At 53.7% G+C, this 22,725-nt stretch carries 20 protein-coding genes and 1 pseudogene; 3 read left to right on the forward strand and 18 right to left on the reverse strand.

What is annotated here, in order from left to right; genetic code table 11:
• Positions 1–108: 108 nt before the first annotated feature.
• Genes AC2FNR_RS15080 through AC2FNR_RS15090 form a run of 3 tightly spaced genes read right to left on the reverse strand, consistent with a single transcriptional unit; the run spans position 109 to position 2,812 of the window.
• A complete protein-coding gene (locus AC2FNR_RS15080) occupies positions 109–1,740 on the reverse strand; it encodes a hypothetical protein (RefSeq protein WP_496849799.1) in 1,632 nt (543 codons plus the stop codon).
• Positions 1,741–1,764: 24 nt separating this feature from the next.
• Entirely contained in the window at positions 1,765–2,547 is a 783-nt protein-coding gene (locus tag AC2FNR_RS15085) for a bifunctional DNA primase/polymerase (RefSeq protein WP_496849800.1), read from the reverse strand.
• A complete protein-coding gene (locus AC2FNR_RS15090; protein ID WP_496849802.1) occupies positions 2,540–2,812 on the reverse strand; it encodes a helix-turn-helix transcriptional regulator in 273 nt (90 codons plus the stop codon). Before AC2FNR_RS15090 ends, AC2FNR_RS15085 begins: the two co-directional genes overlap by 8 nt.
• A 705-nt stretch (positions 2,813–3,517) precedes the next feature.
• Here AC2FNR_RS15090 and AC2FNR_RS15095 point away from each other — a divergent pair.
• Positions 3,518–4,153 carry a hypothetical protein gene (locus AC2FNR_RS15095; protein ID WP_496849804.1) on the forward strand — a complete coding sequence of 212 codons (636 nt, stop codon included), beginning with the start codon at positions 3,518–3,520 and terminating at the stop codon, positions 4,151–4,153.
• A 256-nt stretch (positions 4,154–4,409) separates the two neighbouring features.
• Positions 4,410–4,829, forward strand: coding sequence for a nuclear transport factor 2 family protein (locus tag AC2FNR_RS15100; RefSeq protein ID WP_496849805.1), 420 nt, complete (start codon positions 4,410–4,412; stop codon positions 4,827–4,829).
• Between the two features lie 212 nt (positions 4,830–5,041).
• Here AC2FNR_RS15100 and AC2FNR_RS15105 read toward each other — a convergent pair whose 3' ends face one another.
• Together AC2FNR_RS15105 and AC2FNR_RS15110 are read right to left on the reverse strand one after the other, a co-directional pair.
• On the reverse strand, positions 5,042–5,416 hold the full coding sequence (locus tag AC2FNR_RS15105) for a DUF4345 family protein (RefSeq protein ID WP_170756232.1): 375 nt from the start codon (positions 5,414–5,416) through the stop codon (positions 5,042–5,044).
• Positions 5,417–5,433: 17 nt separating this feature from the next.
• Complete coding sequence (locus tag AC2FNR_RS15110; protein WP_496849807.1) at positions 5,434–6,357, reverse strand: SDR family NAD(P)-dependent oxidoreductase; 924 nt, start codon at positions 6,355–6,357, stop codon at positions 5,434–5,436.
• Between the two features lie 111 nt (positions 6,358–6,468).
• Here AC2FNR_RS15110 and AC2FNR_RS15115 point away from each other — a divergent pair, with 111 nt between their 5' ends.
• Positions 6,469–7,389 (forward strand): LysR family transcriptional regulator, encoded by a 921-nt coding sequence (locus AC2FNR_RS15115; RefSeq protein ID WP_496849809.1) that lies wholly within the window; start codon positions 6,469–6,471, stop codon positions 7,387–7,389.
• A gap of 138 nt (positions 7,390–7,527) precedes the next feature.
• On the opposite strand, the gene AC2FNR_RS15120 is transcribed toward AC2FNR_RS15115, so the two are convergent.
• From AC2FNR_RS15120 to AC2FNR_RS15180, 13 genes and pseudogenes are all read right to left on the reverse strand, one after another.
• The gene (locus AC2FNR_RS15120; protein ID WP_234899584.1) at positions 7,528–7,782 is read right to left on the reverse strand and encodes an SH3 domain-containing protein; all 255 of its coding nucleotides are present in this window, start codon (positions 7,780–7,782) and stop codon (positions 7,528–7,530) included.
• 290 nt (positions 7,783–8,072) lie between these two features.
• Positions 8,073–9,302 carry a serine/threonine transporter SstT gene (sstT, locus tag AC2FNR_RS15125; RefSeq protein ID WP_353394469.1) on the reverse strand — a complete coding sequence of 410 codons (1,230 nt, stop codon included), beginning with the start codon at positions 9,300–9,302 and terminating at the stop codon, positions 8,073–8,075.
• A gap of 993 nt (positions 9,303–10,295) precedes the next feature.
• Entirely contained in the window at positions 10,296–11,234 is a 939-nt protein-coding gene (gene arcC / locus AC2FNR_RS15130) for a carbamate kinase (protein ID WP_496849811.1), read from the reverse strand.
• A gap of 3 nt (positions 11,235–11,237) precedes the next feature.
• Positions 11,238–12,236: an ornithine carbamoyltransferase gene (argF, locus tag AC2FNR_RS15135; RefSeq protein ID WP_480548725.1), complete on the reverse strand. Its 999-nt coding sequence runs from the start codon at positions 12,234–12,236 to the stop codon at positions 11,238–11,240.
• Positions 12,237–12,292: 56 nt separating this feature from the next.
• The gene (locus tag AC2FNR_RS15140) at positions 12,293–13,519 is read right to left on the reverse strand and encodes an arginine deiminase (protein WP_170719940.1); all 1,227 of its coding nucleotides are present in this window, start codon (positions 13,517–13,519) and stop codon (positions 12,293–12,295) included.
• Entirely contained in the window at positions 13,516–14,895 is a 1,380-nt protein-coding gene (locus AC2FNR_RS15145; protein ID WP_496849814.1) for an amino acid permease, read from the reverse strand. The genes AC2FNR_RS15140 and AC2FNR_RS15145 overlap by 4 nt, the downstream gene beginning before the upstream one ends.
• Positions 14,896–14,904: 9 nt before the next feature.
• The gene (locus AC2FNR_RS15150; RefSeq protein ID WP_496849816.1) at positions 14,905–16,392 is read right to left on the reverse strand and encodes a YfcC family protein; all 1,488 of its coding nucleotides are present in this window, start codon (positions 16,390–16,392) and stop codon (positions 14,905–14,907) included.
• A 535-nt stretch (positions 16,393–16,927) separates the two neighbouring features.
• Positions 16,928–18,055, reverse strand: coding sequence for a cytochrome-c peroxidase (locus AC2FNR_RS15155; protein ID WP_496849818.1), 1,128 nt, complete (start codon positions 18,053–18,055; stop codon positions 16,928–16,930).
• Positions 18,052–18,429, reverse strand: coding sequence for a hypothetical protein (locus AC2FNR_RS15160; RefSeq protein WP_170755669.1), 378 nt, complete (start codon positions 18,427–18,429; stop codon positions 18,052–18,054). Before AC2FNR_RS15160 ends, AC2FNR_RS15155 begins: the two co-directional genes overlap by 4 nt.
• Positions 18,426–19,232: an amidohydrolase family protein gene (locus AC2FNR_RS15165; RefSeq protein ID WP_496849820.1), complete on the reverse strand. Its 807-nt coding sequence runs from the start codon at positions 19,230–19,232 to the stop codon at positions 18,426–18,428. The genes AC2FNR_RS15160 and AC2FNR_RS15165 overlap by 4 nt, the downstream gene beginning before the upstream one ends.
• 21 nt (positions 19,233–19,253) lie before the next feature.
• On the reverse strand, positions 19,254–20,120 hold the full coding sequence (locus AC2FNR_RS15170; RefSeq protein WP_496849822.1) for a dioxygenase family protein: 867 nt from the start codon (positions 20,118–20,120) through the stop codon (positions 19,254–19,256).
• A gap of 10 nt (positions 20,121–20,130) precedes the next feature.
• Positions 20,131–21,090 (reverse strand): annotated as a pseudogene (locus AC2FNR_RS15175) (TRAP transporter large permease); the annotation flags it as partial.
• Between the two features lie 480 nt (positions 21,091–21,570).
• Positions 21,571–22,725: hypothetical protein (locus AC2FNR_RS15180; RefSeq protein ID WP_496849824.1), on the reverse strand; the 1,155-nt coding region annotated here is incomplete at its 5' end.

A 22,725-nucleotide genomic window follows, 5' to 3' on the forward strand; every position in this document is an offset into this window, starting at 1 on the left:
AGAAGGAAAATACAAAACCGCTAGCCGAAGCAAACCCCGTAAACCCTGCAAAGTAGGGCCGGCCTGTCGGCCAGCCCCGTTTTGATTGATAGCGTGCCTAAACCCCAATCAGAATGGAATCTCATCCTGCACTTCCACTTTCATGGGTGCCGCTTCGGCGATATCGACGCGATAAAGTTGAGCTCCGCTTGAACCCAGGTTCGCCCGGAGAACACGACCACCGACAATCCTATCTTTGTGGCGCATGAGATGCCGGCCCACACTTTTGGGATTAAAATGACCATTCCGGCACATGGCAGATAGCGCCGCCATGAGTTCCTTCATTTCAGGTGTGCTATCGCTTTCCACCCGTGCCGCGATCTCCGCAAGAGTTAGCTCCTCGCTTCCAACCGCGCTAAGCCAGACTTCAAGGAGGTTTGCCAACTCAGACTTGCGCGGATCGTCCGCCATAAGTCGCTCTCTGGCTGCGACAGGGTCTGGCAGACCCAACCAGATCAGCGTCTCTCTGACCATATTCCATTCTGCAAATGACCCCATAGGCGTTGTTTGCTTCGGGCGCCCGGCAGCAATGTAGGCGCGGAATATAGTTAGCCCAGCGACTACTAACTTTGGCCGATCTTGCAGGGCCTCCTCTCTTGGATCAAAGCTGTGAGGTTCTTGATCCGGACGCTCGCTCTTTGGGTCCAGCCGACAAGGAATCGTACGTCTTGCCATGTCGCCTGCGACGATGAGATTGTTCCCTGTCGCCATGAACAAGGCGTTGGTTGGAGTTCTTGCCAACTCTGACTTGCCGAGAATACGAGCACCCCAGATTTCAGAGGTGAGCACAGTACAAAGCGCGTCTCCGCTGATTTGTCTTTCACAGTTGTCCAAGACGACCACGGCATCACCAGCCAAAAGCACGGTCGCGATGCGCTTTTCATCCTCCTCTTCTGTCTTGCCTTGCGAAATGAGTGTCGGCATGTGCCCGTTTGCGATTATTCCGATCACCTGGCTTATGAAGGTTTTGCCACTTCCCGCCGTTGGAGCATCGATAGCAAAGAGTGGTGCTGTCGGCAGCGAGCGTCGAACAAGCGAAGTGAGTGCTGCGGCTATAGCAACACTACGGTCTAGTTCGCTTGCAAACGGGAACTCGCGAAACGGTCGTATGAAGACAGCCAATGCCTGCTTCGCTTGTTCAAGGGTTGGTTTGTCCGGAACTTCTTCGAACTCGGCGCCACCAGGGTCGTAAAGCAAGCCAGATGCAAAGTCGTATCCGGGCGTTTGCAGTATCGAACCGTCCGCTCGCAAAGTTGGAGTAGAAGTAAGTCCGTTAAGCACTGGAACCCTCCACTGTCCAACACGCGCGAGGTAGGTTGTCGCGTGTTCGGATGGTGGACTGACAGTCTTAACACCACCGTCAAATTGCTTTTCCCAATTAATAATCCGGGCGAGTTGCTCCCGCAGCCAAGTACTATTCACTTGAAAAAGAATGTGGGTACCGCCTGGACGGACCACGCCATCTTCTCCGACTGACTTTGGCAGTTCACCGACCCGAACTAAGTGCTCGGCGCGCTGGTAAACATCTATCTCTGACGCGATCAGCGCTTGTTCGAGTTGATCGACTTCAGCCGGCAAATTGCCCGGTGCAATGACGATCGTAGGTTCACCGTTGCCGCGCTTGCGCTTGGAGGAAGCGCCCCCTCCCTTGCCGAGCCCCAACCATTTGCGGAAATCGCGCTGACCAGCCTCGATACCCAATCGGCTGCAAAGTTCGGGGAGGCCTCATACCGTCTCGCCGGCATCAATTCTCGCACGGGCGTTTGCGGCTTTTCCACGTCTCCTTTCAGCCTCATCGTCTCCCGCCAGTGTTGCAATGCAAACTATGATCTCATCAATCAGCTCATCGTCAGAGAGCAGGACAACAAATGTACCTGCAATCGCCATGCAGATTTCATCGCGTTCTCCAGGTTCCGTTGGATAGAACATTGCGATGACCGACGAGAACGCGACGATACCGCACCTCTTGTTGAGGTCAGATTTTTCTAATCTGGGAATGTTTTCCGGATCGTCGTGCCAGGTCACCTTCTCATTGGATGGATGAGTGGAAGGCGGAAACATCGTCTGGTGGCGGCTCCCGCGAATTTCCAGAACCATGGACCTGCTTGCACCAGCACGTTCGAGAAACGACTTCGGAATTGAAAACGCAACCCGAGTCTTGTCTAGCTCGCAGTACACGACGCGATGACTATTCGGAGAGCTATCGCGGCCGAAGCTTGGCAAGTCAGCCAAAATGATACGTCCTAGCGCAGCAGCCTGTGGGCAATCAAAGTCGATGTCGCAAAGACCGCCAGAACGCGCACCCAAAGCAATTCCTACATTGTTGGAGGGACTGAAATCTTGGGCAATCTGTTCTGGTGTCCAGTTGCGAGGCTCTTTCCAAGTTTCCTTGGGAGGTTTCTCATGAGTTGGGAGCCGAAGCGGCTCCCAACCAAGTTCATGATATGCCTGCGCCGCCGAAACGGTGCCTTGCGCAATCCTTGAAGTTATTGATGTGTTATCAGACATTTCCACCTCCTTGCGCGAAGGCATCAAGCGCTGATTGATAATACCGGATCATCCTTGTTCCAAGAACTACCGGGACCGGACCTCGCCCCTGGCTGCGCCATTTTTCCAGCGTGCTGGGTTTGACGTTGAGGTAACGTGCTGCTTCCTTTGTGCTGAACAGCGGATCTCTATTGGTTCCGCGAGGTGCGGATTTCTTTGGTTCGAAAGTTATGCGTCGTTTTGCATTGCGGTTTTTGTTTGCACGCATGCGCGATCGTTTGGGCATAGTCGCCTCCTTAAAAAAACTGATGTTTTTTGAAGAAACGCCAGGAGCGTGCCCATGCACCGCTCGCTTAATTAGACTGCAAAATCTGGTGCGCGACCCATGTCTTGCGGGGGGTTAAACCAAGTAATCCTCCGCCAAATTCGCAATCTCTTCGCATACCCATGCATGCCACGTATTTCTACGTGGCCCATATAACTTGGCATAAGTTACTGCGTCAATGAGAGTTTGTCGGGAGTCTGGTTCCGTCCAAAGCTATCTAGTTCGGTACAAGGCGCGCGCGGGCGTTAGCAAACTCCGTATGATCACGGCTTTAAGAGATACCTCTACTTGCTCCCTCTTCGAATTTGGATTTGCGCTCTAGTAAGGATCAAAATAGCTCGCGATCCGGCCTGGACCGAGGGGGTTTGCCCGGTGTGAACGGCTAGACCCGTCGATGGGGGGGGGGGTGCGCCGGGTTTGGCGGGTTTAAAGGGTTTGGCAGGGCCACCGCTTAGCGCAGCCAGCATAAACAATAGCTGCGCCTAAGCGCATGCAGCATTTCTGGCCATCGCATTTGGGGAAATTCGTGTGAAAAATGACAGAATAGCCAAATTGTGGTAATGTTTGTTTTGGCGTTTGAGCACCATGCGAACCGCCGGCAAATCTGATTGAAACACAGTTTAAGCAGTGCTCATCGACCGATTTTGTAGCGAGAGGATTGCTCACATGAAACATTTAATAGTTTGCGTTTTTTGGGGCCTGACGCTGAGCGCAAGTGCGGCGTATTCTCAAGAAACCGAAGCGAATGCCTTGATCAAGGAGGCCTTGAGCGCAGCTCCGCCGGAAATCGCGTCCAACGCTTCGGTACATGATTGGAACGGAAACGTTCTCAGGGGAGGATACGGCGACTGGATTTGTTACCCGACACCGCCAGGACGCGGAAGTGCCAAGTGCCCAATGTGTCTGGATGCGCAGTGGCGCGAGTTCGTGAAAGCGCGTGCTTCAGGCGGTGCCTTTAGCGCCGACACCACTGGTATTGCCTACATGCTCGCAGGAGATTGCCCGGTAAGCAACGTGGACCCAAATGCAGAAGGCCCGACCGCGGAAAACCAATGGATCAACGCCGAAGGCCCGCATCTTATGCTGTTGCTGCCCAATAGCGCGCTGCTCGAAGGGATGTCTACCGACCCATATAACGGACGACCCTATGTGATGTGGAAGGATACGCCTTTTGCACATGTCATGGTTCCGACCGCCGGAAATCATCCGCATCATGGAATGATGTCGATGATGCACAAAGACGGAGGTCAACGTAAAGAACGCCACGGCGGCAATGGAATGATGCAAAAGACGGAAAATTGAGCAGCCAATCTGGCAATATGCTTGGCCGGAGTGCCGCGGCTCGGAGATTACCCGGAGATCATTGCGGTATATATATAAACGCCACCTAACTGAGCCGTCGGTCCGATACCTTTTATGTCATCAGCATCATCTGGCTACCATTCGCTGAGTGGCGTCCTGAACGTTCTTGCTCGTCTGCTCATTCGGAAACGCGAATGATGAAGCAGAACCGAGGATCTTCGTGGCACCAAACACAACAGGAATGAGAGTTCATACAATGACAGACGAAACAGACATTCACGCCCTGATCAAAGCGCACTTTGAGGGAATGAAGTGGAACTCGAGTGAGAACGCTGACTGGGCTAGGTTCCGTCAGGATTTCCTTCCCGGCGCGGCTCTTTGCGGGGCAGCCAGACCGGCCCAGGTTCGCTCTCTTGATGAATTCATCGATCGAATGGAAACCGTGGCTTGCAAAAACCTGCGCAGTTTCGAAGAGCATACGCAGGGTGTAAAAATACTCCGCTTCGGAAATGTCGCGGTTGCACTAGCAATGTCTGAACTGTTGGAAGATGGAGCCGACGTGAACCACGACATCAGTGGTTACCTTCTCGTAAAATCGGAAGGTCGCTGGTCGATACTTGCGCACGCATGGGACCAGGCGAGCGATGAAAATCCCGTCCCCGATTACCTGCGCTGAGCCAGGCTGGTTGGGGCACCCGAACTCGACATCCTATCCTTCGACAGATCAGTCCGCTTCGGGCTCGGTGCGGTCGTACGCTGCGATCTGTCTGAATGACCGCTATGCGGTCAAAGCGGATATTGCGAGAGTGTTAACTCATAGAGTTGGTGCTTGGTTGATCGGAAGGCGGCTATTCCAACTTCGCCGCCGTCCGATTGAAGCAAACCCGGCTACGCGGAAAGCTGGTAATACGCGGTGACCAACACTCCGATGATCATCAGTTCAGCGACCAAGGGTGGCACAACTGCCTTGTAAAACCCGTCCGCTAAAATTCCGACAATACGCCCGGCAGCTACAACCGCCATCAGGACCGCGACAGCCGCATAGCCCAGAGTCTGCCCGGTGGTCAGTGCGATCACTAGAGAAGTCACTGAGGCCAGAAACAGCCCGCCGATCACCGAACGGATTGTGCTCAGCCCGGCTGTGCCAACCGGCTCGATTGCAAAGTTAGCAACCATGCGCCGGGGTGCAAACATCGACATGATGCCAAGACCAGACATCATGAGGGTTGCGAGGATAACGAGGATGTTCAGTGTGGTTTCCATTTCATTACTCCTGTTTTCTAGGCGAATTGGCGCAATGCCTTGATCGCGTTGTCCTGGGTGGTGATGTCCGACAGAGCCCCATCGATGCCGGCTTGATCCACGACCGGCCCAGTGGGATAACCGGCTTGGCTGGCGTAGAAATGGCCGGTTTTGAACTCCGGGTCGAGCAACCCGTCCAGATACCGTTTTGCTCCGGCTTCAACGCTGTGCATCATGCCTAACAGAGGCATCAGCACACCGCCCACATGTTTGAAGACAATGCGTTTCATAAATGGCAGGTCATCAAAGCCAGCCGTTCCGGCCGTGCCGCCCGGGCTCATGGTTACAAAGCGAATATGAGGGTTTTGACGCGCCATCGCCCCCATCCAGAGGGTCGCGGTAAGCTTGGCATAGCCATAGGTCTGCATCGGATCACCGTCGGGGCCGAATTTGGTACCATCGGCGATTGACTTGAACTCGTCCACCGTCCCATCGGACAGGCTTGGGCGGTACATACCCATTTTGGGAATACCACGAGCAGCCTCGGACCCGGCATATAGAATTGTAGACGTCACCAACTGGCGCTCTAACAATGCGTCCACCAACACCACATGGCCCAGAACATTTGTTGCGAAGATATTTGCCACGCCATCGCTGGTAATGCTGTTTGGGTGCCGCCCGCCCGTGCCTCCTGCATTCAGGATTACCGCGTCGATTGGGGCGGAAAGTGCGGCTACAGCGGCGCGAACCGAAGCCGGGCTTGTCACGTCCATCAGGACAACTTCAAAGATCTTGCGCCCGGTCTCACGTTCCAGCGCTAATTTTGCGCCTTCCGCTTTGATTGGGTTACGACAAGCCAGATAGACTTTGGATATACCTTTCTGAAGCGCAAGCTGCCGGGCTGCCTCGCGACCCAATCCGGCATTTGCGCCGGTGATCAACACAGATTGTATATGGTTCATCTGTCATAGTCCTTGAGTTTGCGTTTGATTAGCCCAAGGTATTCCGCCCGAAAATTGATCTGTAGATAGGTATTTCTGGACACGTTGCTTCAAAAATGAAACACAAGAGCCATGTCGATCAAGGAAAGCCACTCTCTCAACTGGGATGATCTGAAGTATTTTCTTGCTGTTGCAAGAACTGGGACATTGCGGGGCGCCGCCGATAGCATTCAGGTCAACCATACGACCCTGACCCGGAGGTTATCGGTTTTGGAGGAACGGGTCGGAAGCCGCCTCTTTGATCGCTCAAAGCAAGGCTTGGCGCTGACGCAGCTTGGGGAAGACCTAATGCCTCACGCCGAACGCGTTGAGGCGGAAATGACAGCGGCGTCTCGAATGATTGTCGGCCGCGATGCTCAACCTTCTGGCACGGTCTACATCACATTGCCCCATGGTCTGGCAATGACCTCTCTGATGGACGATTTCGCCACTTTCGCCGATCTCTACCCAAACATCACCCTGAACATGAACTTCACAAATGACGTTCGTGATTTGACGCGACGGGAAGCGGACGTATCGCTCCGAGTTGCAAGTGAGGTGACGGATGATGTCGTGGGCCGAAAGCTCGTGCAAATGTCGCAGGCTGCCTATTGCACACGAGAATATGCTCAGCGGATCTCCGATAACGGTGGTGAGGGGCTCCACCTAATTGGCTGGCACGAGCCAGAAGAGGCGACCACGGCGAACTGGGTTAAGAACAGCTACTACCCAAAAGCCACGCTTAAACATCGAGTATCTGAACTTGTCCCATTGATCACGCTGGCCGCATCCGGGCTTGGCATGGCTTACCTTGCGTGCAATCTGGGAGACCGGCACCCAAACCTTATCAGAGCACCGTTTCAGAAACCCATGCCCTACAGAAGCATCTGGTTACTGCTACATCGCGACTTGAAGAACACGGCCCGGGTCAGACTATTCGTAGATTTCTTGGCTGCAAGTGTCCAATCGAGGCGGAATGAGTTCTGGGTCGCCGGAACGAAACTGCGCCAATAGATGACAGTCACTGCACTCCAGTTCAATCGCTACCTGTCGTACAAAATATGCCGAAGTTAGGGAAACATCCTAACCGCTTCAATTTTGGTTCTTTTGACAAGACCTGGATATCTAAGGTGGCACCCTGCAAAGCCAAAATCATAGTTTTCGCAAATATGCCCAAGATACAAATCCCTTTAAACCACGCGCACGTTTCAAGGAGACCCGGCACCAACGGGTGCCGCCGGTCTGCTCGCAACTGTGAACTCGTAAAACGGTTCCATTTGGAAAGCCCGCTATCACGTTGAACCCTATTCCCGGTCCTGCACGCAATTTCAGCATGTCTCCGTCTTCAACGCCAAAAACCTCGTATTGTCCGAGAGAAGCTGCCGATGCGGACTCAGAAACGACCATAGCGCCTAGGAAGAATGTAAATAAATGTAGGAAGATAGCACTGCGCATAACGTTAACCTGCCTGTTTGGTTAACTGCAATCTTAGCGTCTCTGATCATCAAGCGTAACTCCTCGACCAAAGTATGCGTGCGTCTAAACCGACAATTGAACAAAAAATTCTAAAATAAGCCGAAACTAAGGTTTGGGCTCGATGCGATTGTTCAGTGACTTGCACCCGATGCCTGTCTTGCGTACCGATCCGTTCTTCAACCGCCGACCAGTGCCAGCGGTTGAAGTGTTTCACTCAATTCCTAAGCGGGCAGTTGAGCCTCGGCCAACTTTCGTGGGTAAGGATCTCCTTGTTTATACGATCCCGCCGCGGTGAACAGAACGTCGGTCGATGAGTTCAAACCGGTCTCCGCAGAGTCTTGCAACACGCCGATAATGAAGCCGATGCTCACCACTTGCATGGCCGTTGCATTGTCGATGCCGAACAAGCTGGCGGCCATTGGGATCAGCAACAGTGATCCTCCTGCTACGCCCGAAGCCCCGGTGGCAGCAATCGAGGCAATGATGCTGAGGAACACGGCCGAGATGAAATCAACCTGAATACCCATTGTGTGAACGGTTGCCAGCGTCATGACAGTTATGGTGATCGCAGCGCCAGCCATGTTGATCGTAGCACCGATTGGAATCGTGACCGAGTAAGTCTCTTCATCCAAATCCATACGGCGGCAAAGTTCCATGTTCACAGGAATATTGGCCGCCGAACTGCGCATGAAGAACGCGGTAATACCGGACTCTTTCAGGCATGTGAAAACCAACGGATATGGGTTTTTGCGGATGCGCAGGAACACGATCAGCGGGTTGACAACCAGCGCCATGAAAATCATGCAGCCAAGCAGCAACGCCAGAAGTTGGCCATAACTTGCAAGTGTTTCAAAGCCGGTTTCAGCAATCGTCGAAGCCACGATACCGAAGATACCGATTGGAGCCAGCCGGATAATTGCTGCGACGATCTTGGTGATCGCGCCGTCCAGATCCGACATCAAGGTCTTGGTTGTGTCACTGGCGTGACGGAAAACAAGTCCGAGACCAACGGCCCAAGCTAGAATGCCGATGTAGTTTGCGGTTGCCAGAGCATTTACTGGATTGTCCACGATTTTAAGCAAGATATTCTTAACTACCTCGGCAAGACCGCCCGGCGCATCCAAAAGCTCGGGCGTGCCGGTCAGATGCAAAGTAACCGGAAACATGTAGCTCGCTGTAACCGCAACCAGAGCAGCTGCGAAGGTTCCGATTAGGTATAAGAGTACCACGGGGCCCATACGGGCATCGCTGCCCTTTTTGTGGTTGGTGATCGCAGCGCAAACCAAGATCAGCACCAGAACGGGTGCAACGGCTTTTAATGCGTCGACGAAGAAATCGCCAAGCAAGCCGACGGCTGACCCGGCAGCGGGCCAAAAGGTGGAAAGCAGAACACCCGCGACTAGGCCGATGGTGATTTGGGTAACCAGGCTACCACGCAGAATAAAATTCATTGGGACCATCCTGTTTGAGTAGGGGCCATACGGACGAAGCTCACGCCCGCGCAGGCACGGTTGAAATTCAAAGGCTGGTGGCTAGTTGGAGGTCTTGGCGCAAAATTAAACGTCTCTAGATGGCCTAAGACTTTGTCGCACATTTCTGAAGTGGTTGTTTTAACGACCAAAAAGAGTTCAATTTGTTAATGCATTACAATAACTTACCTTACGTCAATTTGCTCGCAAATTTCACCTAAACATAAATGTTTATTAATGTATTTCCCAAAGTTCGTTTTCTCCAAATCGGGCTATAACTTGCCCTTCCCGCCAAACGATGAGCCCGTAACTGGAACGGCAAGGACAGTGAGCTGAAGGCTCTTATCGAACCACGCCAACCCTTCGTTGACTGCCATAAGCCTTGGCAAGGAAAGCGTGCCAAAACGTCTGCTTTAGGCGCAACGCGATCGTTCGACAGAATTCAACGAATGCCTACAACGCGGACAAAGCAGCTGGTCTTCAAATTAGATTTACTACTTTGCCAACTCTCGAAATTTCAACAGAACTGCGCTTCCCACCGTATGGTGCTTTTTAGAAAATATATGTTCAAATTTTGGCCAAAGGCTATTCCCAGAGGCCACCGATTCCGCGCTTAGGGCTCCATTCTAGTGGCTTCAAGATTGCGCGACAATTAAACCCCTTTTGCTCAATAGTAGGCTTAGCGCCTGTTATTCGTTTCGCAACATAAGCAACTGAGAAACTAACTGCCTGCGAAGCGTCAAAAATTTAGGACCAAAATCATAAAGTCTGCCGAGTTCCGCGCTGTGGCCGCAACGATATCTTGGCAGAGGGTCAGCATCTTGCCTGGCCAGCATTCCGCCCACAAGAACTTCAGAGACAGTAAAAATTAGTGGCCTGACACCCCCTATGCGCGATCTCGTGTCGCGCAGCGTGCAGCGTCGCCCCTCGCGTCCCATAGAGGACAACATAATGAACAGGGCCTATTCTTGGGGCCTAGTGAAACTGTGTTTTCCCCGCCTCCATCGATACGGTTGTCCCTTTTTCACCGCGAACGGCTGCAGGAACATCTGCTAGGGCGCAAATGATGGCGCGACCGCCCGAGGATCGCACAAAGTCTTGTGCAGCCTGGACCTTGGGGCCCATTGACCCGGCGGGGAAATCGTACTCATCCAATGAATCCGGAGTGATCGATCTAATACCTGTTTGTTCAGGCGTTCCCCAGTTCAGGAACACGGCTTCTGCATCTGTAGCGATAACAAAGAAATCTGCTCCAAGGTTCTGCGCCAGAAGGCACGAGGCAAAGTCCTTGTCGATGACGGCTTCGACCCCGACCAGTTTCCGTTCAGCACCTGCCTCGTACATCGTCGGGATGCCACCACCGCCAGCAGCGATCACGGTCGCGCCCTTTTCCAGAATCCAACGGATAGGTTCGACCTGAAAGATACGTTTCGGGCGGGGCGACGGCACAACGCGTCGCCAGTACTCGCCATCCGGTTTCACCGTCCAGCCCTTGTCAGCCGCCTCTTTCTTGGCGTCCGCTTCGGAATAGACCTGACCGATGAACTTGGTCGGGTTGTCAAAGGCCGGGTCGTCCGGATCCACTTCGATCATTGTCAGCAAGGTGGCGATGTGGTGTTCAAACGGCAGGATGTTCCCAAGCTCCTGCTCGATCATATAGCCGATCATGCCCATCGTTTCGCCGACCAAAACGTCCAGCGGGTACTCCTCGACATCCGTATACATGATCTCTTGCAGAGCCAGCATTCCGACTTGCGGGCCATTGCCATGAGTGATGACGGTTTCGTGCGCTTCGCAGAGCGGGGCGAGGGCTTCGGCGGCAATCTTCGCGTTCTTGCGCTGATTGTCCGCTGTCATCGCCTCACCCCGTTTGAGAAGCGCGTTGCCGCCGAGTGCTACAACAACGCGTCCCATGGTTCAGGCTCCCAATGTAGCGACGAGGATCGCCTTGATGGTGTGCATCCGGTTCTCGGCCTGCTCGAACGCTATGTTCATGTCGCTTTCGAACACTTCCTCGGTCACTTCCATCTCGGTGATGCCGAACTGTTCGTGAATGTCCTGACCGACCTTGGTCTCCAGATTGTGGAAGGCGGGCAGGCAGTGCATGAACTTGACGGCTGGATTACCGGTTTTCTTCATCAGATCCATGTTGACCTGATAAGGGCTCAGCAGCTTGATCCGCTCAGCCCAGACTTCTTTAGGCTCACCCATCGACACCCAGACATCGGTATGAATGAAGTCCGCGCCCTCTACGGCCGAGGTATCGTCGGTGATGGTCACACGTGCGCCGGTCTTTTCAGCCCGCTCCATCGCCAAGTCGCGCACATCGTCATGGGGCTGGGTTTCTTTCGGAGAAATCATCCGGACGTCGCAGCCCATGATCGCGCCCAACATCAGTAGCGAGTTGCCCATGTTCGACCGACAGTCGCCCGAATAGGCATAGACAATGTCCTTGCGGGGCTTGTCGGCATGCTCGATCATGGTTTGCATATCCGCGAGCATCTGTGTTGGATGCCAATCGTCCGTTAGGCCATTGTAGACCGGGACGCCAGCATAGTCTGACAACGTCTCAACCATATCCTGACCCGCTCCGCGAAATTCAATTCCGTCGAACATGCGGCCCAAAACGCGGGCTGTGTCTTTCATCGACTCCTTGTGCCCGATTTGCGATCCCGATGGATCGAGATACGTAATGTTCGCACCCTGATCGTAGGCGGCCACTTCAAAGGCGCAGCGGGTACGGGTCGAAGTCTTTTCAAAGATCAGGCAGATGTTCTTGCCGGTCAGCGAGGGCTGTTCGGCGCGGGCGTATTTGGCGCGTTTCAGATCGCGGGCCAGATCCAGCAGGTACAGCATTTCACGCTGGCTGAAATCGGCGATTTTCAGATAGCTACGGCCTTTGAGATTGAATGCCATTTTGTCTCTCCCTAACAAAAAATCAGTCGGCGCAGGGGGCTGCACCCGTAGTAAATTCAATAGGCGGGGTCGCGGTCGATCGGGCAGGTCATGCAGTGGCCACCGCCGCGACCACGCCCTAGTTCCTGACCCGAGATTTCGATCACCTCGACGCCGGCTGCGCGCATCTTGCCGTTCGTAAACGTGTTGCGCGCATAGCCAACGACAACACCGGGCGAGAGGGCCACGACGTTATTCCCGTCATCCCACTGTTCGCGCTCGGCCTGGAACTCGTTGCCACCGGTCGAGATGACCTCCAGCGAGTTCAGCCCCAGCGCTTCTTTGTAGACGTCGAAAAGGTGCCCTTTTTCCACGTGGATATCCAAGTCCCCGCGGTCACCCGGGCGGATCGAGATACAGGTGATCTGGTCCGCGACTTCCGAGAATGCAGTGACCTTGTCGTGGTCAAGACAAGTGAACACCGTATCCAGATGCATGGCTGCGCGGCTTTTGGGCATCGCACAGGCGACGACACGCTCGGCACCGCCCTTCCTGAACAGCGCTTCCGCCACCTGAGCGACGGCTTGCCGGGTAGTGCGTTCGCCCATTCCAATGAAGACTGTGCCGTTGCCCACAGGTTGAACGTCGCCACCCTCGACCGAGGCGAGGCCGAAATCATCGTCGCTATCGCCCCACCAGAACTCGAACTCGGCGTCCTTGAACATCTTATGGTGGCGATACACCGTACGCATGATCAGGGTTTCCGGCTTACGAGCAGGCCAGAACATCGGGTTCGTCGTCACGCCATCGAAAATCCAGCAGGAGGGGTCGCGCTGGAACTGCGCATTGGGGATCGCGGGAAGAATGAAGTCGCCCAGAGAAACCAGATCACCGAACTGTTCGTCGATCATACCCTTGGGCAGGTCTGCAAAGATGATGCCGCCGAGCATATGGCGAGCAAGCAGCTTGGCATCCATCTCGTCCAACCAGGCACGCATTTCCACGGAAAAGCCCAGGCCGACCATGTTGGGCGTGATCAGACGGTCCAACAGGAAGGCGCGCGCTGCTGGGTCGTCTGCGATAGCTTGGGCGAGCAGATCCTGAATGTCGTAGACCTCGACCCCGCGTTCCCGCATCAGGGAACAGAATTCTGCGTGGTCCTTGCGGGCCTGCTCGACCCAGATCACGTCATCGAACAAAAGCTCTTCGCAGTTTCGTGGCGTCAGACGATCATGCGCCAGAGAAGGGCGCGAGACGATCACCTTGTTGAGCTTTCCGATCTCGGAATGAACACCGAGCTTCATTGCAACTCTCCTTTCGAACTATCTGTTTTCTGAATGTCTTCAATATCATTGGCCTGACTCCAGCGGACCCAGACATGGATTGGCACGCCCATAAGCAACAGGACGGAGCCAACCAAAACGGTTTCAGCGCCGGAGCCGATGAAGGCCCAGACCGAATAAATGAACCCAAGCGCGCCCAGAACGACGACCTTGGCCAATTCCGGGCCATGCAGGACCTGCCCGCCTTTCAGCCGGATCATAATCTCCGCCACAGAGCAGATGGCATAGGGCAACAGGCTGGCGACAACGGCGAGCAAAATGACAAAGTTGAATGCGGCGACCAGCCCTTGCGCATAGTTCATGATAATCAAAACCGAGGCCAACGCGTTCGACAGGATTAACGCATTAGCAGGCGTTCCAAATTTGGATTTTTGGCCCAAGGCTGCGGGGAAGACGCGATCCAAAGCGGCACCGTAAGGGACCTGGCCACTGAGCAGCGTAAAGCCGTTCAAAGTGCCAAAGGTTGAAATCACCGCGCCCACAGCAACAAGGACGCCGCCAACGGGACCAAACATCACCTCACCGACGGCTGCCAGAGGTGCGGCGGAAACAGCAAGCAGCTCGGCAGGAATGACGCCCATCGAAACGGCGGTTACCGAGATATAGACGCTTGCGGCGATAATCACGCCGATCACGGTGGCGCGCGGGATGGTCTTTTCCGGCTCGATAACATCGCCAGAGGGAACCGTCGCAGATTCAAGGCCCAGGTAGGCCCAAAGCGTCAGAGCAGCCGCGGCAGAAATCGCCGTAAACGCCGTGGTGCCGCTTTGGTTGACCGGAACATAGTTCTCGGTGTTGATCCAGAAGATACCCAATGTGCCAATCAATATAAGCGGCGCGAGTTTGAGCACGGTGGTCACGATCTGAACCAAACCAGCGCCTTCGACCCCTCGGATGTTAACCAAGGTGAGCGTCCAGATTGCAACCAACGCAGTCGAGAGGCCGTACATTGGCACTTCGATGATAATCGGGAACAGGAATCCCAGATATCCCACCAACGCGACAGCGACGGCGGCGTTCCCGGTCCAAAGCGCGATCCAGTACCCCCAGGCAATAATGAAGCCTGCAAAGTCTCCGAATGCTTCCTGCGAATAGGCGTAGGGGCCACCAGGTTTTGAAACGACCCGCGACAAGCGTCCGAAAATGATCGCGAGAACCAACGCCCCAGCCGACGTTAAAACCCAGCCGCCAATTGCAATTGGTCCAAACGGTGCAAGCGATGCCGGCAGTAAAAACACACCTGACCCGATCATGTTTCCAACGACCAGAGCGATACAAGCCGTCAGCCCTAGGGCACCGGATGTCGATGTTGTCTCTGTGGCGGAGCGATCGGTCATTGCGACGGCTCAGTTCGATGTTGTGTCTGAAGTCTCGGTTGTGGGCCCGTCGATCCCCGGATCAGTGATGGCCCCAACGGTGAGTGCCGCGCAGATGATCACGGCCAGAATTACGAGCAGCGGGAAAACAAAACGTAGCCACCTGTCGTATGACACGCGGCCAATGGCTAGCCCACCCATGACGACGGCAAATGTCGGGTTGAACAGGTTCACCCATCCGTTTGCCGACTGGTACGCTGTAACCACAAGGTCACGACCGACGCCCGCAAAGTCTGCCAGTGGCGCCATGATCGGCATCGAAAGCGTGGCCAGCCCTGACGAGGACGGCACCAGGAATGACATCAAGATCTGAATACCAAACATCGCGTTGATAAAGGCAAACTCGCTCAGCCCCGAGACAAACCCCTCGGCTGCAGCAAGGATCGTGTCGGTAATTTTGCCCGCGTCCATAATGACGACAACACCGCGCGCGACGCCAATGATCAGGGCAACGCCCAGCAAATCGCGCGCGCCATCAACGAAGGTTTCCACAAAGGTCCCTTCGTCCATTCTGGACCCTTCATCCGTTTTCCCGACCCACCAAACGATGATGGACATCACTAGGAAGAGACCGGACATTTCGGCCATCCACCACCCCAGTACCACAACACCATAGATCATAATAGCGAAGGTAATCCCGAAAAGAATCAGAATGATCGAACGCGTCTTGGTCATCTCGGGGAACGTATCATCGCCTTCCGAACCCTTTAGGAAATGCGCCCGGTTTTCCTCGGCCTGATCGGCCACCACGGACAATGACGGGTCGGCTTTCACGCGTGATGCGTATCGCATGACGAATGCGATGCCTGCAGCAAGACAAAGGACAAGGATAATGAACCTCAGAACTATCCCGTTCGTGAACGGAATACCCGCACCTTGCGAGGCAACAACTGTCGCAAATGCGTTGAAGGTTGAGCCCAGGGTCCCAATGCCTGCGCCAAGCATGATCACCGCGACCCCGGTCAAGGAGTCATACCCTGCCCGAATAAAGACCGGAATAATCAGAGCGTAGAACGCGAGGGATTCTTCCGCCATGCCATAGCTTGTCCCGCCAAAGGCAAAGGCGATCATCAGGATTGGGATCATCAGGATTTCCCGCCCAGCCAACCTGTGCAGCAACCAACCGATACCGGCGTCGATAGCTCCTGTCTTGGTGACAACCATCAGGAAACCACCAATGACCAGAACAAACAAAGCGACATCAATTGCGGCGCTGGATGAACTTCCCAGAAGACTAGGGTCGTACATACCTGCAATCGGGGCAAGGATGACCGCCGTAAGCCCCTGAGGGTTCGGCTCGACTTCGTGGTAGGTGCCCGGGACAGGCGCTTCGCTGCCCAGAGCTTCGTTCATCTGACGGTCATACTCACCGGCCGGAATAACCCATGTGAGGGCCGCCACGACGGCAATCAGAATGAACAGAATGGTAAAGGCGGTAGGAAATTTGAACTTGGACATATGGAACTCGCGCTGGGTGAAGCTGAGAAGCTGGGCAGTCAAATATTTGAATATTTAAGTCTCAACTTAGTACTAACGCGGCGACTTGTCACTTTCGCAAAACGTGAGGTAGCCGAACACATTGAACAATTTCTGCCATGGCTCTTTTCCACGATTTTGGGTCAGTTGTAGCGCGCAATCAAAGCGATCTGATGTTTGACAGCAACTAATCGTAGCGTGGCATCTGATTTTAATAGTGGAAAGACTGTTTGACTTGGGGTGCCATCTGATGTCGAGCGTTCACCACTTTTCTGATCCAACTATGACAGTTGGGTCGGGTTCGTGTGACGTTCAACAGGATTGTGGAACGTTACTGATATTGGACTTAATCGACTTCAAAACCTCAACAATTCAGCCGATCACGTCATCCATTTCCGACCCAAACGTCAAGCGATTCTGACCCAGAGCGAGCAGCACCCCCTCATCGGCACTGCTAACGATAGTCGCCGAACCAGCTTACCAAATAACCCATTCCCGGGCTTTAAACACAAACGCTTTAGTAAGGCGCCGTGGACAGCGTCATCAAAAACGCAACTAAGTCTGCAATCTCTTGCTCAGACAAATTCAATTGCAAGAGAATGGCTTCACCGTCGGCGTGCAGCCTTTCCGTATTGATTTTGCTGTAATGTCGGATCACAGCGTTCAGATCCCTTAGGCTGCCGTCATGCATGTAGGGTGCGGTTTCAGCCACCCCGCGCAGGCTGGGCGTGCGGAAGGTTCCAAAATCAGCGTGGCTCCGGCGTACATTTCGAACCGCCCAAGCACCATGCTTATCCGGATCGTCATTCCAGTCGCCGTCCAGTGAATAGGGGCTTGAGAGTAAAAAGTTCAATCCACCAAAACGACCTTCGTCGACCCCGGTTTCATTCAGAAAATATGGTACACCGGCATCGTGGAACTCATTATTGGAAAACCTCGGGCCGTTGTGGCAAAATACGCAATTCCCGCGCCCTAAAAACAGCTGAAGACCGCGCTGGGCTGCCTCGGGGTAGTAGGCGGCAGCTGGAAAATCTCGACGCTCTAAGGCATCGCGGAAATCATCAAACTGCGTCCGGTCGGCAACCAAAGTCTCCAAGTAAGCCGAAAGAGCTTTTGCAGTATTCACCAGAACAAGCTCTGGGTCCTGATTTTGGATGACGCCAAAAATAGCTTCAAAGTCATCAATGTAAGCACTTTCAGAGATTGCTGTTTTTAGGCTTTCGGGGCTGTGCGCCATCTCTTGTTCTTCGATGATCGGATGCAGGCTGGCTGCCCAAAGGTTATCGCTTTTGCCACCCCACCCATACCAGCGGAGTCCGGCCAGGTTCCGCAGTGATGGAGTGTTTCGATCTAACAGTACACGGCCGAGCGCCCGCGCCTCTGGAGTTGTAAATGCCTGTTCCGGATCATGACAACTTGCGCAAGAAAATGCACCGTCGGAGGACAACACCGGATCGTTGAATAAGGCCTCTCCAAGCGCGATCGCTCTGGCATTGTTCGAAACTCTATTGCTTGGGTCCGAATGGAAGGATGGTGGCCAAGGCCCAAAGGAAAGCGTTTGTTCAATTTCGTCTGCAGACAACAAGACCTCTGCACGCACTGCACCTGTCAGGGCTATTAGCGCAGCTGTAAACCACAGCTTCATTTCAGCGTAATTTTTGACGAGTAGAAAACTGATTGGCCATTGATGTCGACATCGACCTGCAACTCCCACAAACCCGGCATGTGAAACAGCATATCATCAACACGGAACGCTCCGCCGCCCAATGCGCTAACTTTGGGGGTATAGTTCATACCGTGTCGATGAGCGGGCATGATTGCATCCACACGCATTTGGCCCACGGTAGTTTCACTACAAATAGAAACCAGTACGGAAAACGGCTCAGCCAACGGAATTTCATCGACAGACAGATAAACCTCGGGTGCGTTTTGAACTTCCGAAGTCATACGTTGCCCAATTTCGTCACAAGCAAAAGCCGTGCTGGACCAAATCATAAACCAGACAGCGCTGCGGATCATTCTGATGCCAGCAAACGTTCTGCGTTGGCATAGGCGATGTTGTCCGCAATCTGGTCCGGCAGCAAATCCAGCCATTCACGCGAAAAATCTGCGTGGGGGCCGACATAGTACCAGCGTTCCGGCGCAAATGTATCCGTACCGACCATGAAACGATCCGGATGGGCTTCGAAAGCCTCCTTCCAATCGGGGTCAATTCTGCCTCGTGAAGCCATGTCTGAACGAAACGCCAAGTCGGCCCAAAGCCTGGGATACGTGTTCAGCGCGTCAACAACGCTCGCTGGATCATCAAAGCCAGAGTGCGCCCACAATACCCGAGCTTCAGGCCAGGTTTCGAAGATCAGGTCCACTGCCTCTCGATCGCCGTGGTGGTGTAGAATGAGGTTCCGCTCTTTCGCCAGTGCAATCATGCGCTGAATAACCGGCGTCTTAATGTCGTCCCCGTAAGCGTGAAACTCGCCGATGGCTTCGTAGTCATTCTTAGCCAGGTTTTCTTCCAAATAGTCGATTACAGATTCATCGTGCATCCAGGTGTTGATTTCACCGCGACGACGGTACGGGCGCAGGGCTGGAACGACGATGTCCGGTGCCGCGGCTAACAAAAGCTGAGTGCCATTGTCATCCGAGCTGGAAACCAGTGCTTTCCGCACGCCCGCATCCCGAAGGATTTTAGCCACCTGTTCTGGTGGCACCAGTTTGACGGCGTCGTGGCTGTAATGAATATGCGCGTCAAAGATCGGGCGCTCTTGTGCGATGGCACTGCTGCAAAACAGCGCGGCACTCAAAATGCAGATTTGTTTCAGCACCACATGCCTCCTCGATATTATTCAGAATCTGGCAAGCGTCACGTCGAATTTCACGTGCAAGAATGGTTCAGTGATCTTACCAGAAAGTCCCATCCCGTCCGGAAATTCTGAAGCCGGCCGTTCGACATAGGTCATCACCAGTTCGTCCCGAACTCCAAACACCGTGTCCTGATCTAGATAAGGATCGTCGTCGGGGAAAATCTCGGTCACCAAAGAACGGTAGCCAGGAGCCTTGACAATGTAGTGTAGGTGCGAAGGCCGCCAAGGATGGCGCCCACACGCCCGTAGGATGTCTCCGACGGGTCCATCCGACGGAACCGTGTATTCCACCGGTTTGACCGTGGTGAACGCATATTTTCCATCCTCCCCAACCGTCATCAGAGCGTGGAATGAATAGGTGTCCTGTTCTTCGTCCTGGCTTGCATACATTCCATTCGGCGCGGTTTGCCAGATATCCAGTTCTGCACCGGAAATCGGATTACCATCGGTGTCCCGGATCACGCCTTCAGCAAGCAGAACCGGCCCACCGTAGTGGCGCTTCATATCGCCGCCGATCGGCAACGGGGGTGCGCCAGAGACATGGAATGGCCCCAGCACGGAGGAACTGGTCGCGTCAGGGCTGGAATGCAGCATATCCACTAAAGACGACAGGCCCAGCACATCCGAGGCCAGAACAAACTCGTGCCTGTCTTCTGTCTCTACTGCGGCGCATCCCTCCAGAAACGAAATTCCGGCGCGCCATTCGTCATGTGTCAAGTTGGTTTCCCGCGCGAAGTCATGGAGGTGTTTGACCAGAGACCCCATGATTTCTCTCATCCGCGGATCGGTGTCCTTGGACAGGTATCCCATGAACACGTCGGTGATATTGTCTTTGGTAACAGAGCGCATATGCGCCTCCTTAAATCAGGGCAAGGCTGAGGATCGGGAACTCGATCAGAATAAACAGAACGATCAGCATCACGAACGCAAAGGGAAGTGCGCCCATGAACACATCCTTGAGCGATATTCGGTCATCGTTGATCGTCGATTTGATGACGAAGCAAGATATGCCCAAAGGCGGGGTCAAAAGCCCGATTTCGGCGCCGACCACAGTGATAATGCCAAACCAGATCAACGACATGTCCAGGGCTTCGGCCATGGGCAGGAACAGCGGGACGACGATCAGAATGATGGACGCCGTATCGAGCAAAGTTCCCAGAAAAAGCATCAAGAGAACGTAGAGCAGCATGATCGACCAAAAGGACGCGGAATTTCCCGCAAGCAAATCCTGCAACTGATTGGGCAGCCCAGCCAGCCCCAGCATGCGACTATAGATCGAAGCCGCCGTAATCAGGAACAAGATCGCCGCTGTAATGTGACCGGTTTCCAGCAACGCGTCCCAGAACGCTCTTGGTGTCATGGACTTGCGTACGACTGCGATCACGAGCGCAACCAGTGCCCCAGCTGCACCCGCCTCGACAGCGGTTAGCCATCCTGTGTAAATGCCACCGAGCACTACCGTGATAATGAACAATGTGGGCAGGGTCTTGGATGCGATCTCGCGCCCGGACATCCATTCGGTGTCTTCGACGACCCGGCCGCCCACAAATGCAGGTGTAAAACGACCCATCAACCAGATCGCGCCCACATAAGCTATTGCCAGCATGATACCGGGTATTACTCCGGCCAGAAACATGTCCCCTACGGACTGTTCGGCGACAAAGGAATAGATGATCAGCATCGCCGAGGGTGGAATAATCATCCCCAAAACCGACGACCCGGCCACAACCCCAACCGCAAAACGTGGATTATATGCCTGCGCCATCATCTGCGGGACCGAGACCTTGGTGAACACTGATGCGGACGCAATGGACGACCCGGTAACGGCCGCTCAGCCTGGCATCTGATTTTTAGAGTGGAAAGAAAATTTGATTTGGGGTGCCTTCCGATGTCGAACGTTCACCACATTTCTGGTCCAACTGTGACGGTTGGGTCAGGTTCGTATGACGTTCAACAAGATACCAATGGCGGACCGAGGAGCAACCATATATTTCTGTAAACTTCTGTTAAATATAAATAAGAATCAATTCAATACAGTGCTTACCACCAAATATACCTCACTTATTATTGGAACTAACGCTTCAATACCTCAGGTTCGAACATGATGGAACGATCAGCAGTTGGTCAATCTACCAACTTACGATGACTTTTCCTTATTGCAGGTGCGTACGAGACACTGTAGCTCCCCAAAGACCTCCCGAATGCCTGTGAATTGTACGTTGGGGCAGATGAGGAATGCCTTTTCTCCTCATCCCACTTGGTTATGACCACGCATAAACGACCCTTTCTGTTGGAACAATCATAAGTAGTCGAATTGGTCACCAGAAAGTAACGAAGCTGACGTAGAATTTGCCTCATCGGCATCCAAGGCGTTAACTTCACCGTTTACAGTGCCTTCATTGTTGTATTCATCCAGTGCGTCCAAAATATCCTTGCCTTCACTCTTCCAAGCCTCACTTCTGGCCCGAACGATTGGACCGTTCAAATCAAACTTTGAGTCACCGTTGGGCTTTGGAGCTCCGTCGCCATGCTCAAGCAGCCATCCCACAGCTTGATCGATCCAGTACTCTGCGTCGTCGCTATCAATATCTGCGTCGCCATCTGTAATTGAATTTCCAGCCAGATAGTTCAGCCATGTAGCAACAGCTTGCCGACCAACGTCATCTATTTTATTTTGCTTCGGAGTGTCAGCTTCGTTCCGGACAAGATCAAGAGCGTCATCGAGATCTATTAAGATTACGGTTTCGCCATCATCGGCATAACCATTTTTATTGTAGTCTCCGATTAGTAACGCGTCTACAGTACCCAAGTCGTTGTCTGGATTATAGATTTCGTCATTCTCATCTATGTCGCCGTCTCCGTTACTGTCGTAGCGAACGTTGTACGTTAGTTCGCCGTCTGGGAACTCGTCTTTTTCCGGTTCGATCTCATTACCTTCCACACCATCCCAATAACTGAGCAGCTTGAAGCTGTTTCCCCATCCGCCGGGAGTACGCACGCCCGGGCCTTCGCTTTCAAGACCGAAGTAATAGGCGGGGTCCTCATCAGCGGCGCCTTGGTCTGTAGTAACGCTAGCTATATTCAAGTGCTGACCCGCCACGAGCGGCAATGTGTATTCCAGATATGCGCTTTCACCTACATCCAAAATACCGTCTTGGTTGCCGGATTCGATAAGAGTAGATCCAGACAAATCGATCTCTCCAGTGGCGCTGTCGAAATCGCTAATAGTGATGCCAGTAAGCGTCACATTCCCTGTATTGGTTAACTCAATACGGAAAGTTGCGTCCCCATCGGAAACTGGCGCTTCTGGCCCTGCTGGATCATTTGCATCCTGAAAGCCATTTCCATCCCCAACATCGACCAGCTTTACAAGGTCTATCCCAGGCTGGTAGGCGATCGGCTGCTGCGCGGAATCCGACACTTCCTCCGTCTCGGCACTGTCGGCAGTCGCCGT

Source organism: Ruegeria sp. SATB045, assembly GCF_059613525.1.